The organism is Arthrobacter sp. zg-Y1219, from assembly GCF_030125545.1.
In the GTDB taxonomy this organism is placed as follows: domain Bacteria; phylum Actinomycetota; class Actinomycetes; order Actinomycetales; family Micrococcaceae; genus Arthrobacter_B.
In genome coordinates this window covers 1-15,995 of sequence record NZ_JASKLY010000023.1, presented here as the reverse complement: position 1 = coordinate 15,995, position 15,995 = coordinate 1, and the positions used below count along the sequence as shown (strand labels likewise).

Genomic DNA, 15,995 nt, shown 5'->3' with positions numbered 1-15,995 from the left:
TTCAACGAACCTGACTCGGGCTGGTCCGGGTCCCTCAATGGCGAGAAGAGAGAGCGATGACAGTCACAAGACGCGGGTTAGCTCAATCACCCGGGCATCCGACGGATGCCAGCAAAACTTCGGCCAAACGTGCACGGCGCGGCAGCATGGCGCTGGCGCTGGCCGCGCTGATGGCCGTATCGCTTGCGGCAGCTCCGGCACAGGCGAAACCGCGGCCGGGGGCGCCCGAAGCGCCTCCGCCGGACTCGGCGTTCCAAAAAGTAACCCTGAACGACTTCCCGGGCGAACCCGTCGACCTCGCGGTGCTGCCCAATAAGGACGTCCTGCATACCACCCGCCAGGGTGAGGTATGGCTGAACGACGCCGCCACGGGCCTGAATACCCTGGCGGGGACCCTCGACGTCTATGAGCACGACGAAGAAGGTTTGCAGAGCATCGCGATTGATCCGAAGTTCGGGAAAAGAGGCCACAACTGGGTCTACATGTACTATTCCCCGCCCCTGGATACGCCGGTTGATGATCCGGCAACCCCGGGTGTCAACGAGGGCGATGCGCCTGCCACGGGTACGCCCGCGGATTTTGAGCCCTTCAAGGGATACCTCCAGCTGTCGAGGTTCCGGTTCGACGGCTCCACCATCAACCTGGCCAGCGAACAGCGGATGCTGGAGGTGCCCGTAGACCGCGGCCTCTGCTGCCATGTCGGGGGCGACATCGTCTTCGACGCCCAGGGGAACCTTTACCTCTCCACGGGTGACGACACCAATCCCTTCTCGTCCGGCGGCTACAGCCCGCTCGACGAACGGCCCGAAAGCAACCCGGCGTACGATGCCCAGCGGACCTCCGGCAACACAAACGACCTCCGCGGCAAGGTGCTGCGGATAACCCCCCAGAGAGACGGCGGATACACCATCCCCAAGGGAAACCTCTTTCGGCCAGGAACTCCTCTCACGCGTCCCGAAATCTACGTGATGGGGCTGCGTAACCCGTTCCGCATTGAACTGGACCGGAAGACCGGCGAGCTCTTCATCGCGGATTATTCACCCGACGCCGGCAGTGCCGACCCACTCCGGGGTCCGGCGGGAACCGGCAAATGGGCAGTTGTGACCAAGCCGTCCAACTACGGCTGGCCCTACTGCGCCACCGCGGAGCTCCCTTACGTGGACTACGACTTCGCCACCAATACCTCCGGTGCGGCGTTCAACTGCGCGGCACCGGTAAATGAGTCGCCCAACAACACGGGTCTGCGCAGGCTGCCCCCGGTGGCCCAGCCTGAGGTCTGGTATTCCTACGACGCTTCCGAGAACTTCCCGGAACTGGGCACCGGCGGAATCGGCCCGATGGCCGGCCCGGTCTACGATTTCGACAAGAAGGCGAGCAAGGGACGGTCGTCCGTGGCCTGGCCGAAATACTACGACGGCAAGTCGTTCCTGTACGAGTGGACACGTGACTACATCAAGGCGATGACCATGAAGAGGGGCGAGCTCGCCTCGATCGAGGACGTCGTCAGCTCAATGGTGGTCGACAACCCCATGGATATGGAGTTCGGCCCTGACGGCGCGCTGTACGTGCTGGAGTACGGTGACGGGTATTTCGGTGAGAACCCGGACGCCCAGCTCTCCCGCATCGACTACATCGGCGAGGGCGGGAACCACAGCCCGGTAGCCGTGGCTTCCGGTAATCCCACCGTGGGCCTGCCTCCCCTGACCGTCCAGTTCTCCAGTGCGGGCACCACGGACGCGGACGGCGACAGGCTGCGCTACGCATGGGACTTCAATTCCGATGGCGTGGTGGACTCGCGGAATCCCAATCCGACGCACACCTATGAAGAGATCGGAACCTACAGGGCAAGCCTCCAGGTGACCGATCAGGGTGGCAAGCACAGGGGCAAGTCCTCGTCCGCGGAGGTTGTTGTTGAAGTAGGCAACCAGGCGCCGGTGGTGGAGTTTGTGACGCCTGTCGCAGGCCAAACCTTCCAGTTCGGTGACACCGTCAGCTACGAAGTTGTCGTCACCGACGACCAGCCTGTGGATTGCTCTCAGGTCCAGGTCACCTACATTCTGGGTCACGACGCCCACGGTCACCCGCAAACGAGCACCACGGGCTGCACCGGGACCATCACCACCACCGTGCCCGAGGGGCATGATCCCGGCGTCGACAACCTGTCGGGCGTTTTCAGTGCTTCCTACACGGATGCGGGTGATGGTGGAACGGGTCCCTTGACCGGAACCGCCGAAGTTGTTCTGACTCCCACCAGCTAGCGTTGCTGCGGGACGAAGGAACTCGAGTCCCTGGAAAAGGAGCATAAGCAGGAAAGGACCCTGTGCCGGGAAACCGGCACAGGGTCCTTTCCCTTGACCCTGTTATTCGCCTGCCTGTGATTCGCCCGCCGGCCCCTGCAGGAAGCCTGCCGGGTCTGACAGCAAAGGTTCGAAAACCAGCTCCGCTGCTCCTATCAGGATGGGATCGTCCCCAAGCGGAGCAAGCTCAATTCTCACGTTCTCCCATGGCCCGCGGGTGCCGGACCCGTGCAGCGCCTCGTCCAAGGCGCCCGGTGCTGCACGGACCAAGATGCGGAGGAACCCTCCCAAAACCACAACTGAGGGGTTGACGAGGCTGATCACTGTTTTCAATCCCACAGCGAGCAAGCCGACCTGCTGCTGGATCACCGACCGCACCTCATCACCCGCGGACCCGTCCTGAAGCTTCTCCATGAGGATTTCTTCGAGGTTCTCGGTCTCGCCGGGCGGCAGACCGATGGCTTTGATAAGCGCTTCCCTGGTGACCTCGGCCTCGAGGCAGCCACTGGAGCCACAGGTGCAGGCGGCACCATTTGTGCGCACATGGGTGTGGCCCAGCTGTCCGGCGAACCCGGTTGCGCCCCGCACCAAATGGCCGCCGCTCATGATTCCGCCGCCAATCCCGCTTGCCCCGCCGTAGAGGTACACCAGGTCCGGAACGTCCTGCCCGGCTCCGAAGGCAGCCTGCGCAATCGCCCCCACTACGGCGTCGTTGGCGCTGACTGTCCTCAGCTGGAGCGCGTCGCTGAGCAGGGCGGGAAGCGGCTCGTCACGCCAGCCGAGATGCGGTGCCTCTATGACTTTTCCGCCGCCGGGTTCCACCAGCCCGGGAATGGCGAGTCCGACACCCACGACACGGTGCCCGGGCGGCAGTGCAGTACGCATGCCTGAGTAGACCGCGGACACAATGTTTACCACTTCGACTGCTGACGGAGCCCTGACAGTGTGGAAACGGACTGCGTTGACGATGCGGCCGCCCAGCGAGACCAGGGCGACGCTGACGACGTCGACGTCCGGGTTGACGGACAAGGCCAGGGTGGCGGGACTCGGCTCGATCATGATGCTCGGACGGCCGTGCTGCTGGGCCTGGTCAATGTCGCTTTCGATCACCAACCCCAGCTGTGAAAGCTCAGAGACCAGCGCCCCAATGGTGGAACGGTTGAGTCCTGTGGTCCGCGTGAGCTGGGCACGGGATACGCCGGCCGTGGAGTGCACGAGCTGCAGGACTGTGGAGAGGTTGTGCTGGCGGCTTGAATCCCGGTTGCTGCCGAGGTACGTTCGCGCAGTGTTCTTGCCCTGTGCCGCGGCAGTCATGCGGCAGGTGTTCGTGAGGTCGGATTCCAGGCCTGCATATTCTGCCCCCGTTGTAGGTCCCTCTGGCGGACGGCGCCAGAACCGGACTAGTTTCCCATAGTATTTCTGCTCGCAGGTACCAGCTCGGAAACACCACCTCCGCAAAGGAGGCTCAAAGCGAACGAAGACCGTCAACCACCGAAGACAGAAGTCCTTCCAGGGTCTCGCCGAGCCCAGCCGGCACTTCCTCTCCCAATTGCTTGAGGGCGGACTGGGCATGTTCGGATGCCAGTTGGACAGCGTGTTCCCGCGCCCCGCATTCCGTCAGCAGGGTACGGACCCTTTGCGCCTCCGCAGCCGTCATCCGGTCGGATCCTATGAGTTCCGCAATCCGCCCCCACTGAGGTTTCGTCGCCGCGTAGGAGAGCATGGCTGTCCGTTTGCCTTCCCTGAGGTCTCCCCAGTTCGTCTTTCCGGTGTGCTGTTCCTGCCCGAAAACCCCGAGGACGTCATCAGCAATCTGGTAGGCAATTCCGGCGTCGCGTCCGAAGGCTGCGAGTGTTGCTGCAACGGAGGCCGCGGCTCCCGCCAGCACCGCGCCGGCCTGAAGCGGGGCTTCAAAGGAGTAGACGGACGTTTTTCGGCGGGCCACCGTCCGGATCTCCTCCGGCGAGGGCATCTCCACGGCGCGGGCGAATTCGACATCCAGGAGTTCTCCGCCGATCGAGGAGAACACTGCGTAGTCCAGGATGCCGTCGAGTTTCTCCCGGACCTTGGCGCACGTTTCGACGCTTCCGTGGAGGCGGTAGGCCCCGGCAAGGACCAGGTCTCCGGCAAGGAGTCCGGATGTCATGCCGGCATGCTGGGCGGCCGAGGCCGAAGCGCCTGCGCGCCGGGCCTTGTTGCTGTAGTGCCCGGAGACGTTGGGAACGCCGTGCCTCATGATGTCCCTGTCGATGACGTCGTCATGGATGAGGAACGCATTGTGGAGGAGTTCATAGGCGGCTGCGAGCCTGGCCGCGGCGGCGGGCTCCGTTCCTCCCAGCTGGCGGTAGGCCAGCAGAAGAAGACGCGGGCGAAAGCGTTTTCCGCTGGCGGCGCTCCGTTCGATGGCTTCCCAAAGGCTGAGGTAGGCCGGATGGACGGAGACCGCGCGCAGCTTGGCGTCCGTGAAGAACCAGTCCAGCACTTCTTCAACCAGGTCCAGATCGGCATCCGTTTCCAGTGCGTACTCTGTGTTAAGGAAGTTCACTGCTGCGCCCCCTGCTTGTTCTTCGCTGCCTGCCGATGCCCGCTGCCGATGCCGTCGCTGCGTGCGTGAGACTAGCCTCCCCGCTTGGATGGCCGCCCGGCCGCGAAACGCTGCTGCAGGAGGACCGCGACCACGATGATCGAGCCTTTCACTATGGCTTGGACGGAGGTGTCCAGGTTGTTTTGCGTAAAGACGTTGGTGAGGGTGCTGAAGATGAGCACACCGAGGACCGTGCCCATAATGGTTCCGCGGCCGCCGATAAGCAGGGTTCCTCCTACGACGACGGCGGCAATCGCGTCGAGTTCGTAGAGCAGGCCGTGGGTTGAGGTTCCTGCCGTTGTTCGGCCGAGCATCATCACTGCGGCAATGCCGGCGCAGAGCCCGGAGAGAACGTAGAGCGTCACCAAGTGCCGTTTGACCTTTATGCCTGCGAGCCGGGACGCTTCGCGGTTGCCTCCAATCGCAACGGTCCTCCGGCCGAAGGTGGTGCGGTTCAGCAGGAACCAGCCCGTCGCAGCCGCCACGATGAAAATCCACACGAGAACCGGAACGCCGAGGAACTCGCCCCTCATGACCTTGAGGAAGTCCCGGTTCGTCACGATTTGGGTGCTCCGGCCTGAGATGAGTTCGGCCAGGCCTCGTGCCGCCACAAGCGTCGCGAGCGTGGCGATAAAGGCCACCACGTTTCCGTAGGCAATCACCACCCCGTTCAACAGCCCGACTCCCGCGCCGACCGCGAGAGGGACCAGGACCATGATCAGCCACGATGATTCGGTTGCCGCGAGCTGGACGCTCTTCAGGCTGGCGACCACCGTGGCCAGGCCCATGACGGACCCCACGGAAAGGTCGATGCCCCCGGCGGTAATGACGAAGGTGACGCCAATGCTGATGACGCCGATGACGGACGCAAGCCGCAGGATGGTGAGCAGGTTCTCCACATTCAGGAACCGGTCGCCACTGGTGACCGCGCCCACCACGAACAGCAGGGCCAGCGCAATGACCAGACCGAGGCTGCGCCCCACGGAACCGCCAAGGGCACCTTTCAGCGGGTTCGTCCGGGCTGGGCTGGAGCCGCCGGGCGGGGTGTCAGCTGGATTAGCGACAGTGGTGTTTGGCTCGCTCACGCGGCACTTCCCTTCATAATCAGGTCGAGCACGCCGTGCTCGTCAATGTCGCTTGGGTTGGTTTCGGTGAGGACGTTGCCGTCATCGATGACGAGCACCGTATCCGCAAGCCCCAGCACTTCCTCGATCTCGCTGGAGACGACGATAATGGCTGTTCCGTCCGCGGCGAGCCGGCGGATCAGGCTGTAGATTTCCGCCCGCGCACCGACATCGACGCCACGGGTCGGTTCGTCGAGCAGTAATACCGGAGTCCCGTGCACCAGCCAGCGGGCAAGGAGGATCTTCTGCTGATTACCGCCGGAAAGGGTGCGGGTGGGGCGGTCCGGATCGGCCGGCCGCAGTTCCAGGGCGCTGATTTGAGCTCGGGCAGCGTCCCGTTCCGCTTTTTCGTTGAGGTAGCCGGCACGTGCGAACCGTTCGAAGGTGGACAGCGTGACGTTCTTGAAAAGCGGCTCATCCAGTATCAGCCCCTGGCTTTTTCGTTCTTCCGGGGAGAGCCCGATCCCGGCGTTGACGGCGGCGCTCACCGAGCCGGGGCGGATCCTCCGGCCTTTAACCGAGACCCGGCCCGACGTTGCTTTCCGGACCCCGCAGATGGTTTCCAGAATTTCGGAACGCTTGGATCCGACCAGTCCGGCGAAGCCCAGGATTTCACCCGCCCTTACCTTGAAGCTGACCTTCCGAAAGAGCCCCTGCAGCTCCAGGTCTTCCACGTCGAGCACGACCGGCGCGTCCGGATCCACCGGTTTCCGTTCGGGAAAGACGTTCTCGACGTCCCGTCCCGTCATGAGCCGAATCAGCTCGGATCTGGAGGTTTCCTCAACCTGAAGCCCGCTCGCAGTGCTCCTTCCGTCCTTGAGCACTGAAATCCGGTCACCGATCTGGCGGATCTCCTCCAGGCGATGGGAAATGTACACCACCGCGATCCCCTGGGTGGTGAGCTCCCGCACCACGCGGAAGAGGTTGGCCACCTCTCCCGAATCGAGGACGGCACTTGGTTCGTCCATGATGATCAGCTTGGTGTCGCGGGACAGTGCACGCGCCAGGCTGACGATTTGCTTGTTTGCGGCCGACAGCGTCCCCACCTCGACGGAGGGTGAGAGCCGGCCGTGTCCGAGCCGTTCCAGCAATGATCGAGTGAGGGCATTGACCCTCCTGACGTGGAGGATCCCTGCGCTGGCCTTTTCATGGCCGAGAAAAATGTTCTCGGCCACCGTCAGGCCGTCCACCACGTCCAGTTCCTGGTACATCGTTGCAATGCCCAGGCCCAGGGCCTCTGTGGGATGCGAAAGCGAGACCTCCCGGCCTTCCCAGAGGATCACGCCTCCCTCCGGCTGATGCACGCCGGAGAGGGTCTTGATCAATGTGGACTTCCCGGCACCGTTTTGGCCCATCACGCAGTGGACCTCTCCGGGGCGCACCTGCAGGTCCACGCCTTTGAGCACCTGTACTGCACCGAACCGCTTCGTGATGCCGCGCACCTCGAGCAAAGGGGGCTGGTCTCCATCGAACATGTGAGGAACCTAACACATTATGTCGGTGCTCGGTATAAGGTCGTCGATTATTTTCGATCTTCTGTTATTGTGATGCAGGTCACGCAAAGTTGCGGCTTCAGAGGTGGCCGTGTCCTTGGCGAAGACGCACCTACTCAATGAGGAGACACAGATGCCCGCAGTTCTTAAGAAACGGAAAATGCTCATCACCACCGGTGCCTTCCTGGCTGTAGGTTCGCTGGTCACCGGGTGCACAGCCGACGGCGATGAAGGTGACAGCCAGCCCACAAATGCATCGGTTGAAGGGAACCAGGCTGAGGGGGACACGGTAGTCATTGGATTCTCGGGACCGGCTGCCGACCACGGTTGGCTCGGTGCCATCAACAGCGCTGCTCTCGCGGCGGCAGAGGACCTGCCGGACGTGGACCTGAGAGTGGCCGAAGGCACCAATGATGCCAACCTCCAGATCAGCCAGGTGGAACAGTTCATCAACGACGGAGTTGATGCCATTGTGTTGCTGCCGACCGATGGTGCGGCCCTGACCCAGGTCGCAACGCAGGCCACCGAGGCCGGTATTCCGGTGATCAACGTTGACCGTGAGTTCTCCAGCCCTTCCGCAGCCCGCGCCACCGTCCTGGGGGACAACTACGGCATGGGCGTGAGCGCCGGGAACTATATTTGCGAGAAGCTCAGCGGGAACAGCGATGCCGTCGTCGCCGAAATCGCCGGGATTGACTCGCTGCCCCTGACGCAGGACCGCAGCCGGGGCTTCGCGGATGCCCTTGAGTCCTGCGGGCTGGACGTGGACAACCGGGTCGCCTCGGACTTCACCGTCCAGGGCGGCGAAGCGACCACGTCGCAGCTGCTGTCGGCCGCCCCGGAAATTGACGCCATCTGGAACCACGACGACGATCAGGGCATCGGGGTCCTGGCGGCGATCGACAACGCCGGCCGGGATGAGTTCTTCATGGTGGGCGGTGCCGGATCAGCAAACGCCATGCGCGAGATCCAGTCCGGGGAAAGCGTCCTGGAAGCCACGGTGATCTATCCCTCCACGCAGGCGGCGGACGGAATTCGCCTGGCCAGGCTGATCGCCCAGGACAAGGCAATGAGCGACCTGGTGGAAGTCGAAGTCCCGAAGCGCATTGTCCTGAATGCTCCGGTGGTCACCCAGGAGAACGTCGACCAGTATCTGCCCACCGCCTTCGAATCCTAGGACCTGGAGGCGGGGCGCCCTTGTTACGGGTGCCCCGCCGCCGATCCTGGTTCCTAACAGCCGCGGAATAAGAGGAAAAATGTTGAACGACGTACCGTCCCTGAGGGTTGCCATGATTGGCCACGGCTTCATGGGTGCGGCCCATTCGCAGGGATGGCGGGTGGCGCCGCGGTTCCATGATCTGCCGGCCGCCCCGGAGATGGCCCTGTTGGTGGGGAGGAACAGCACAGCGGCTGAGTCCGCTGCCCGCAAATGGGGCTGGGCTGAGGTGGAAACGGACTGGCGTGCCGCCGTAGCGCGCGACGATATCGACGTCGTCGACATTGTCACCCCAGGCGCGTCCCATGCCGAGATTGCCATCGCTGCCCTCGAAGCCGGCAAGCACGTGCTGTGCGAGAAACCGCTTGCCAACACCCTTGAAGAGGCCGCCGCCATGGCGGCCGCTGCGGAGGCCGCGGGCGGCAGCGCCCTCGCCATGGTGGGCTTCACGTACCGCCGCGTGCCGGCGGCAGCGTTCGCCAGGGAACTGGTGCAGTCCGGGGCCGTCGGAGAGATTCGGCAGGTACGCGCCGCCTACCTGCAGGATTGGCTGGTTGACCCGGAAGCGCCATTGACCTGGCGCCTTCAGAAGGACCAGGCAGGCTCCGGGGCCCTGGGCGACCTGGGCGCCCACGCCGTCGACCTCGCACAGTTCATCACCGGGCAAAAGATCGCTGCCGTCAGCGGCACCCTCCACACCTTTGTCCATGAGCGGCCGTTGCTGGGCCGCGCTTCAGGGCTGGCCGGGACGGCAACTGAGGAGAGGGGCGCCGTCACGGTGGACGACCTGGCGCTCTTTCACGGCCGGTTCGACGGCGGTGCCGTGGGCTCCTTCGAAGCGACCCGGATGTCCACCGGCCGCAAGAATGCACTCCGGATTGAAGTCGCCGGCTCGCGCGGCGCCATCAGCTTCGATCTGGAAAAGATGAACTCGCTGGGCTTCTATGACGCAACAGCTCCCGCGACGCGCCAGGGGTTCACCGACATCATGGTCACCGAGCCCGATCACCCCTACATGTCCGCGTGGTGGCCCACCGGACACATGCTCGGCTACGAGCATGGCTTCACGCATCAGGTCAAAGACTTCGTGGAAGCCATAGCAGCGGGGCGCCAGCCGGAGCCCTCCTTCGCCGACGGACTGCAGGTGCAACAGGTCCTCAGCGGGGTCGAACGCAGTGCGGCAGCCGAGAGCATCTGGACCAAGACGACCGAAATCTGACCAGGGCCGAACACCGTCCGGTCCAACACCCGAGGAGAAATTCCATGACACGCAATTTCACTCTGTTTACCGGACAGTGGGCGGACCTTCCGCTCGAGGAAGTGGCCAGGCTGGCCTCATCCTGGGGCTACGACGGGCTTGAGATCACCGTTGCCGGCGACCACCTCGACGCCTGGCGCTGGGACGACGAGGACTACGTTGCCGAAAAGCTGGAGCTGCTTGAGAAGTACAACCTCAAGGTCTGGACCATTTCCAACCACCTCAAGGGGCAGGCCGTCTGCGACGATCCCATCGACTTCCGCCACCAGGCGATCGTCGGCTCGCGGGTCTGGGGCGATGGAGACCCGGAAGGCGTGCGGCAGCGTGCAGCGGAGGAACTGAAGAACACTGCTCGGCTGGCGCGTGCACTGGGCGCGGACACTGTTGTCGGCTTCACCGGCTCCTCCATCTGGCAGTTCGTGGCCATGTTCCCGCCGGTCCCGCAAAGCGTGATCGATGCCGGTTATCAGGACTTCGCGGACCGCTGGAACCCCATCCTTGACGTGTTCGATGAGTGCGGTGTCCGATTCGCACACGAGGTCCATCCGTCGGAGATCGCCTACGACTACTGGACCACGGTCCGGGCTTTGGAGGCAGTGGACCACCGGCCGGCCTTCGGGCTGAACTGGGACCCGAGCCATTTCATGTGGCAGGGCATTGATCCAGTGGGCTTCATTCGGGACTTCAAGGACAGGATTTACCACGTGGATTGCAAGGACACCTTGCTGAACCTCAGCGGACAACGGACAGTGCTCGGGTCCCACCTGCCGTGGGGCGACCCGCGGCGCGGCTGGGACTTCGTCTCCGCCGGACGGGGGAGCGTCCCGTGGGAGGCCAGCTTCCGTGCCCTGGCCGCCATCGGCTACGACGGTCCGATCTCCGTGGAATGGGAAGACGCGTCGATGGACCGCTTGCACGGCGCACCCGAAGCGCTGGAGAAACTGCGCGCTTATGACTACCCGCCGCCGTCGGCCTCCTTCGACGCCGCGTTCGGCACCCAGGACTAACGGCGTCGGCTCCGGCTCTGCCGGACAACGGCAGGGGACGACGGCGTGGGTCAGCCGCTGGAACCTGTCGGCGGGTGCCGAATGTCTGAAGGGTCCGATAGTGTCGGCTTCAGTGGGCATGAAGGAGTGCCTGTGCACCGCAGACGAGCCGGAATGTGCTGGTCGGATCGGGGAGTCATGGAACCCAAGCAGGACGTGGAGCACCTGGACGTGCTGATCATCGGCGCCGGACTGAGTGGGATCGGCGCCGCCTGCCGCCTGCGCACCGACCATCCCGGCCGCTCCGTTGCGCTGCTGGAGTCGCGCGGACGCGCCGGCGGGACCTGGGACCTCTTCCGCTATCCGGGAATCCGCTCCGACTCCGACCTTTACACCCTCGGGTACGGCTTCCGGCCGTGGCGGGAGGAGAAGGCCATCGCAAAGGGCCCGAGGATCCTGCGCTACCTCGAGGAAACCGCTGCGGAGTACGGGATTGATGCGCTGATCCGCTACCACCACCGGGTTGTCTCAGCGGACTGGTCCGGCCGGGACGCACAATGGAAAGTGCGCGTGGAACGCACCAGGGTGCCTGAGCCGCACCCGGACGGAACCGCGAAGGAACCGGTGGGAACCGGAGAGTTCATAAACTTCACGGCCGACTGGATCTTCAACGCCGCCGGATACTACCGCTACGACAAGGGCTACACTCCGGACTTCCCCGGAGCGGAACTCTTTTCAGGGCCGATTGTGCACCCGCAGCACTGGCCCGAAAACCTGGACGTGGCCGGAAAACGCGTCGCAGTAATCGGCAGCGGCGCCACCGCGGTCACCTTGGTGCCGGCGCTTGCCGACCGCGGGGCACAGGTGACGATGGTTCAGCGGACTCCTTCCTATATTGTTCCGATCCCGGCGGAGGACCCGCTCGCGCGCGGGCTGTTCGGCGTTCTCGGCCCTGACCGGACCGGACGGATCATGGCCGAGGTCAGCGCCCGCCGGCAGCAGGCCATCTGGTCCTTCTGTCAGCGCTGGCCGCGAGCATCCCGCAGGGTCATCCGCGCGATCCAGGGCTGGGTGGTTCCTCCGGGGTTTGATGTGGACTCGCATTTGAACCCGCCGTACGGTCCGTGGGACCAGCGGCTGTGCACGGTGCCGGACGGAGATTTCTTCGCGGCCCTGCGCAGCGGTCGGGCAGGAATGGTCACCGGCCAGGTTGCGCGGTTCACCGGTCGCGGAATCGAACTGGCGTCGGGGCAGGAAGTGGAGGCCGACGTCGTCGTAACCGCCACCGGTTTCACCATCCAGATTCTGGGCGGCATGGAACTGCGCGTCGACGGTGTGCCGGTGAACCTTGTCGACACAGTGGCGTACCGGGGAATCATGCTCAGCGGGGTGCCCAACATGGCCTTCGCAATCGGCTACACCAACGTTTCCTGGGCCCTCAAGGTGGGGCTGCTGGCCCAATGGTTCGCCCGGCTGCTCACCCATATGGACCGGCACGGTTATACCGCCGCGGTTCCGGAGGCCCCCGCCGGTCTGGCTACCCGGCCGCTGCTGGACTTCGGCTCCGGCTACGTCCAACGCAGTCTGGACACCCTGCCCCGGCAAGGGACCGAGGCGCCGTGGCTCATGAGCATGAACTTCCTGGCCGACCGGAGGGATCTGCAGCACGGTGCGCTGGTGGATGAGCATCTGCGTTTGACCGGGCCGGAGGGGGTTGATCCGCGGGTGGGCCCTGAATCGCGGGAAACCGAAACAGACCGGTTCGCCACTCTCGGAACCGGCGTGCGGCTGTGTTACCGGGTCAACGGGCCCGACGACGGCGAACCGGTGGTCCTCATCGCCGGCCTGGGCTTGGACCTGACCTCGTGGCCGGCCGCGTTCGTTGACGGCCTGGCCGCTGCCGGCTACCGCGTGATCCGGCCGGACAACCGCGACGGCGGCCGCTCCAGCCGGATGCGGACACCCGCTCCAACCCTGCTGGACCAGGTGTTGGCGCGTCCGGTGGCCGGCGCCTACCGCGTGGAAGACATGGCCGACGACGTTGTCGGGCTGCTTGATTGCCTGGGTCTGCCGCGCGCCCATCTCGTGGGAATGTCGTTGGGAGGAATGATTGCCCAGGCTGTGGCCGCCCACCATCCGGACCGGACCCTGACCCTGACCTCCGTGATTTCCACCACCGGAGCCCGCAAAACCGGTGCGGCGGCGCTGTCCACCAAGCGGCGCTTCGCGGCCCGGCCGCCGCGGACCCGTGACGAGTTCATCAGGTCCCGGGTAAGCATGATGCGGCATCTGGCCGGGCGGACCCATCCGGCCGACCCGGAGGACGAGGCCGAAATGGCGGGTCTGGCCTGGGACCGGGGTGCATTCCCGGACGGCGGATCTGCGCGGTCGCGGCAGCTCGGCGCCATCAACGCCTCGCAGGACCGCACGCGCGACCTGGCCCTGATCGCGGCGCCTACCCTGGTAATCCACGGAGACCGGGATCCCATCGTGCACCCCAGCGGGGGAGTGGCCACTGCTGCTGCAATTTCCGGCTCACGCCGTGTGACGATTCCCGGAATGGGCCACTATCTCCATCCGGCCGTGCTGCCCGAGCTGCTGCGGCTGATCACCGGGCATCTGGCGGCAGAACGGCGGGTGGCAGCAAAAAGCTCACTGCAGCCGCGGCGGCAGTGAGCCAGTTACAGTCCGGCGGTCGAACCTACTGGCCCATGCCGGGGTGCACGGGAACGAAGTTGATCTTGTTGTTGTCCAGGACCCGCTTCTTCGCGATGCGGGTGAATCCCTTGGCATCCAGGTTGTTCTTGAGGCGGAAGTCCGCCAGGGCGGCGTCGTACGCCTTGTTGATCGTTGCACCGGAGATTTCCTCGGTGGTTCCGTCGGCGAAGGTGATGGTGACGGACGCCGACTGGGGGAAGTGGCGTTCCATGTGGATGAAGCCGTCGTTGTCCTGCTGAAGATTGATCAAGTGGTTCCACCTTTGGAGATTGCGAACCTCCAGTCTTCCCTATCTTGGTGCCTCCGCAGTACCAGACCCCCGACGGCCGATGGCGACTGTGGCATCAGTCTCCTCCCGGCGGACAATTTCGGGGCGGAAGTCCGCGGACGCCATGATCCCGGCCACTGCCTCCGACTGATGCTCGCTGCACTCCAGCAGCACACAGCCGTCCGGGCTCAGCCAATCGGGTGCCGCGGCTATGATCCGGCGGAGCAGGTCCAAGCCGTCGCTGCCGCCGTCGAGCGTTATCGCCGGCTCATGATCGCGGGCCTCCCGCGGCATGGTGCCCAGCTGCGCGGTGGGAATGTACGGAGCATTGGCGACGACGGCGTCGATCCGGCCTCGCAGTGCAGGGGGCAGGGGAGAGAACAGGTCACCCGCGTAGACGGTTGCCAATCCGGTGAGCGTGACGCTGGCTCGTTGCACCGACGCCGGCTGGATGTCGACGGCATGCAGCTCGGGGGACGTGGTCGTGTGGGCTGCCATGGCCAGGCTGATGGCGCCGGAGCCGCAGCAGAGCTCCACCACCGCCGGACGGTCCCTGCTCGAGATGACGTCGACGGCGCGCTCCGCGAGCAGTTCTGTCCGGCGCCGCGGAACGAACACCCCTGGAGCCACAGGGACCCGCAGCCCGAAGAACTCTGACCACCCGAGGACTTGTTCCAGCGGCAGCCCGCTGATGCGGCGCCGGACCATCTGTTCCAGGGTTTCAGCGCTCGCCGCCTCAGTGATGAGGAGCGCCGCTTCCTCTTCGGCAAACACGCAGCCGGCCGCCCGGAGCCGTGCCACAAGCGGGGGCCCTGTGGAGGGGGAGGTGCTCACGGGATCCTTTGGAGGGAGAAGATGAACGGTGAGCCGGGTCCGCGGAGATCCATGGCACCGAGCAATGTGGTCGAGTCGACCCTCCGGAAGGCGTCGTTGATCGGCAGAGCGTCGTAAATCATGGTGGCGGAACCGACGCCGCGGTACTCCATCATGCGAAGCCGTGCCCGCGGCCGAGTAGTCCGGGCCAGCTGCAGCACCGGGCGGATGAGCCTGCCGACCGCCCGGCGGCGCAACAGCGGGGCAAGGTGCAGGGCCAGCTTCAAGGGAACCAGTCCCGGATTCACCTCGAAGAGCCGGCCACTTCGTGTTTCGAAAACCAGGGGATGGGCGGCTTCGACGCCGTCGAACCGCTTTCCGTGCCAGCCCAAGCTGCCCAGGACGCCGTTCAATGGATGTCCTGTCGGTACCTCGGATCCGCGCCAGGAACCGGCTGCTTCGTCGAGGTGAAGCGGAGGGAGGGAGTCGAAGAAGGCCAGGGCTTCCGCTGCGGTGGTGCCCCCGCGCAAGAGCTGCAGCCGTTCAGCGGCGGTGCGCTGGTCCTGGTTTGGTTGACTCACTGGCGTTCCACCTCTGTCGTGTTGCTGACTCTGCTGTTTGCTCTGACTCTGCTGTTTGTCTGACGCTGGTGCTGGCTCAGGAATTGCTCAGGAACGATGCTGGCAGAAACACGATTCTCGGCCCATCGGCGGCAGGATGCAATGACGGTGGAAGCAATCGCCGTTTACGGGGCGGTTGCGCTTGCACGAACATGGTGGGCGCTCGCAGCCAATCAACCACCATGCCGGCCACCCCACTTCTGCCAGGGGAAGCGGGTGAAGTTGGACGCCGTGGGAGAGGCAGCGCGTAGGGCAGCGGCCGACAGCCCAGGAGCTTAGAGCGCCGACTCAGAAATAGGGTAATTAGGTGGACAACTCCAGTAATCCCAAACCTCTGAGATTGTGCTTTGCGCCACTAAAATAGAAGACATGTACTACTCCCCAGCTGCCAAAGACGACAGCCGAGCTCCCGGCCCTGACGCTTCCACCGCGTTTTCCGACGCGCCGTTGCCGGTCTCCGGGGCTGCCGGGGTTGGCGTCAGGCCTTCCACGGGTGTGGAGGATTTGGAGGCTGCGGAGCGGGTCTGCCTGATCAACGAGATCCGGGCGCTGGAGGAATTGAAGTGCGTGGCCGCCGCCGCCCAGGCCAAGGCCGCGGCGGCCTTTGACGCTTCCACC

At 64.7% G+C, this 15,995-nt stretch carries 13 protein-coding genes; 6 read left to right on the top strand and 7 right to left on the bottom strand.

Translation table 11 applies throughout. The features are described 5' to 3' along the window. The first annotated feature begins 146 nt into the window (after window positions 1-146). Window positions 147-2,258: a PQQ-dependent sugar dehydrogenase gene (locus QNO00_RS16725; RefSeq protein ID WP_284025334.1), complete on the top strand. Its 2,112-nt coding sequence runs from the start codon at window positions 147-149 to the stop codon at window positions 2,256-2,258. Window positions 2,259-2,360: 102 nt separating this feature from the next. On the opposite strand, the gene QNO00_RS16720 is transcribed toward QNO00_RS16725, so the two are convergent. The 4 genes from QNO00_RS16720 to QNO00_RS16705 all read right to left on the bottom strand — a co-directional run bounded on the left by QNO00_RS16720 (window position 2,361) and on the right by QNO00_RS16705 (window position 7,480). After that, window positions 2,361-3,611, bottom strand: a complete 1,251-nt coding sequence (locus QNO00_RS16720) for an ROK family protein (RefSeq protein WP_284025332.1) — start codon at window positions 3,609-3,611, stop codon at window positions 2,361-2,363. Between the two features lie 151 nt (window positions 3,612-3,762). Continuing rightward, window positions 3,763-4,842 carry a polyprenyl synthetase family protein gene (locus tag QNO00_RS16715; RefSeq protein WP_229966031.1) on the bottom strand — a complete coding sequence of 360 codons (1,080 nt, stop codon included), beginning with the start codon at window positions 4,840-4,842 and terminating at the stop codon, window positions 3,763-3,765. A gap of 71 nt (window positions 4,843-4,913) precedes the next feature. After that, window positions 4,914-5,966 carry an ABC transporter permease gene (locus QNO00_RS16710; protein ID WP_442860497.1) on the bottom strand — a complete coding sequence of 351 codons (1,053 nt, stop codon included), beginning with the start codon at window positions 5,964-5,966 and terminating at the stop codon, window positions 4,914-4,916. Further along, window positions 5,963-7,480 carry a sugar ABC transporter ATP-binding protein gene (locus tag QNO00_RS16705; protein WP_284025331.1) on the bottom strand — a complete coding sequence of 506 codons (1,518 nt, stop codon included), beginning with the start codon at window positions 7,478-7,480 and terminating at the stop codon, window positions 5,963-5,965. Before QNO00_RS16705 ends, QNO00_RS16710 begins: the two co-directional genes overlap by 4 nt. Before the next feature lie 151 nt (window positions 7,481-7,631). Here QNO00_RS16705 and QNO00_RS16700 point away from each other — a divergent pair, with 151 nt between their 5' ends. The 4 genes from QNO00_RS16700 to QNO00_RS16685 all read left to right on the top strand — a co-directional run bounded on the left by QNO00_RS16700 (window position 7,632) and on the right by QNO00_RS16685 (window position 13,634). Continuing rightward, window positions 7,632-8,675, top strand: coding sequence for a substrate-binding domain-containing protein (locus QNO00_RS16700; protein ID WP_284025330.1), 1,044 nt, complete (start codon window positions 7,632-7,634; stop codon window positions 8,673-8,675). 79 nt (window positions 8,676-8,754) lie between these two features. Beyond that, window positions 8,755-9,933 carry a Gfo/Idh/MocA family protein gene (locus tag QNO00_RS16695; RefSeq protein WP_284025329.1) on the top strand — a complete coding sequence of 393 codons (1,179 nt, stop codon included), beginning with the start codon at window positions 8,755-8,757 and terminating at the stop codon, window positions 9,931-9,933. Between the two features lie 44 nt (window positions 9,934-9,977). Next, window positions 9,978-10,979 carry a sugar phosphate isomerase/epimerase family protein gene (locus QNO00_RS16690; protein ID WP_284025327.1) on the top strand — a complete coding sequence of 334 codons (1,002 nt, stop codon included), beginning with the start codon at window positions 9,978-9,980 and terminating at the stop codon, window positions 10,977-10,979. 177 nt (window positions 10,980-11,156) lie between these two features. After that, window positions 11,157-13,634, top strand: a complete 2,478-nt coding sequence (locus QNO00_RS16685; RefSeq protein ID WP_284025325.1) for an alpha/beta fold hydrolase — start codon at window positions 11,157-11,159, stop codon at window positions 13,632-13,634. A 25-nt stretch (window positions 13,635-13,659) separates the two neighbouring features. Here QNO00_RS16685 and QNO00_RS16680 read toward each other — a convergent pair whose 3' ends face one another. The 3 genes from QNO00_RS16680 to QNO00_RS16670 are packed head-to-tail and all read right to left on the bottom strand — an operon-like array spanning window position 13,660 to window position 15,338. Then, window positions 13,660-13,926, bottom strand: coding sequence for a hypothetical protein (locus tag QNO00_RS16680; protein ID WP_229966025.1), 267 nt, complete (start codon window positions 13,924-13,926; stop codon window positions 13,660-13,662). 39 nt (window positions 13,927-13,965) lie between these two features. After that, the gene (locus QNO00_RS16675; protein ID WP_284025323.1) at window positions 13,966-14,778 is read right to left on the bottom strand and encodes a putative protein N(5)-glutamine methyltransferase; all 813 of its coding nucleotides are present in this window, start codon (window positions 14,776-14,778) and stop codon (window positions 13,966-13,968) included. Continuing rightward, complete coding sequence (locus QNO00_RS16670) at window positions 14,775-15,338, bottom strand: DUF4334 domain-containing protein (RefSeq protein ID WP_284025321.1); 564 nt, start codon at window positions 15,336-15,338, stop codon at window positions 14,775-14,777. Before QNO00_RS16670 ends, QNO00_RS16675 begins: the two co-directional genes overlap by 4 nt. A gap of 408 nt (window positions 15,339-15,746) precedes the next feature. Between QNO00_RS16670 and QNO00_RS16665 the strand changes: the two genes are divergently transcribed. Further along, window positions 15,747-15,995: hypothetical protein (locus tag QNO00_RS16665; protein ID WP_284025319.1), on the top strand; the 249-nt coding region annotated here is incomplete at its 3' end.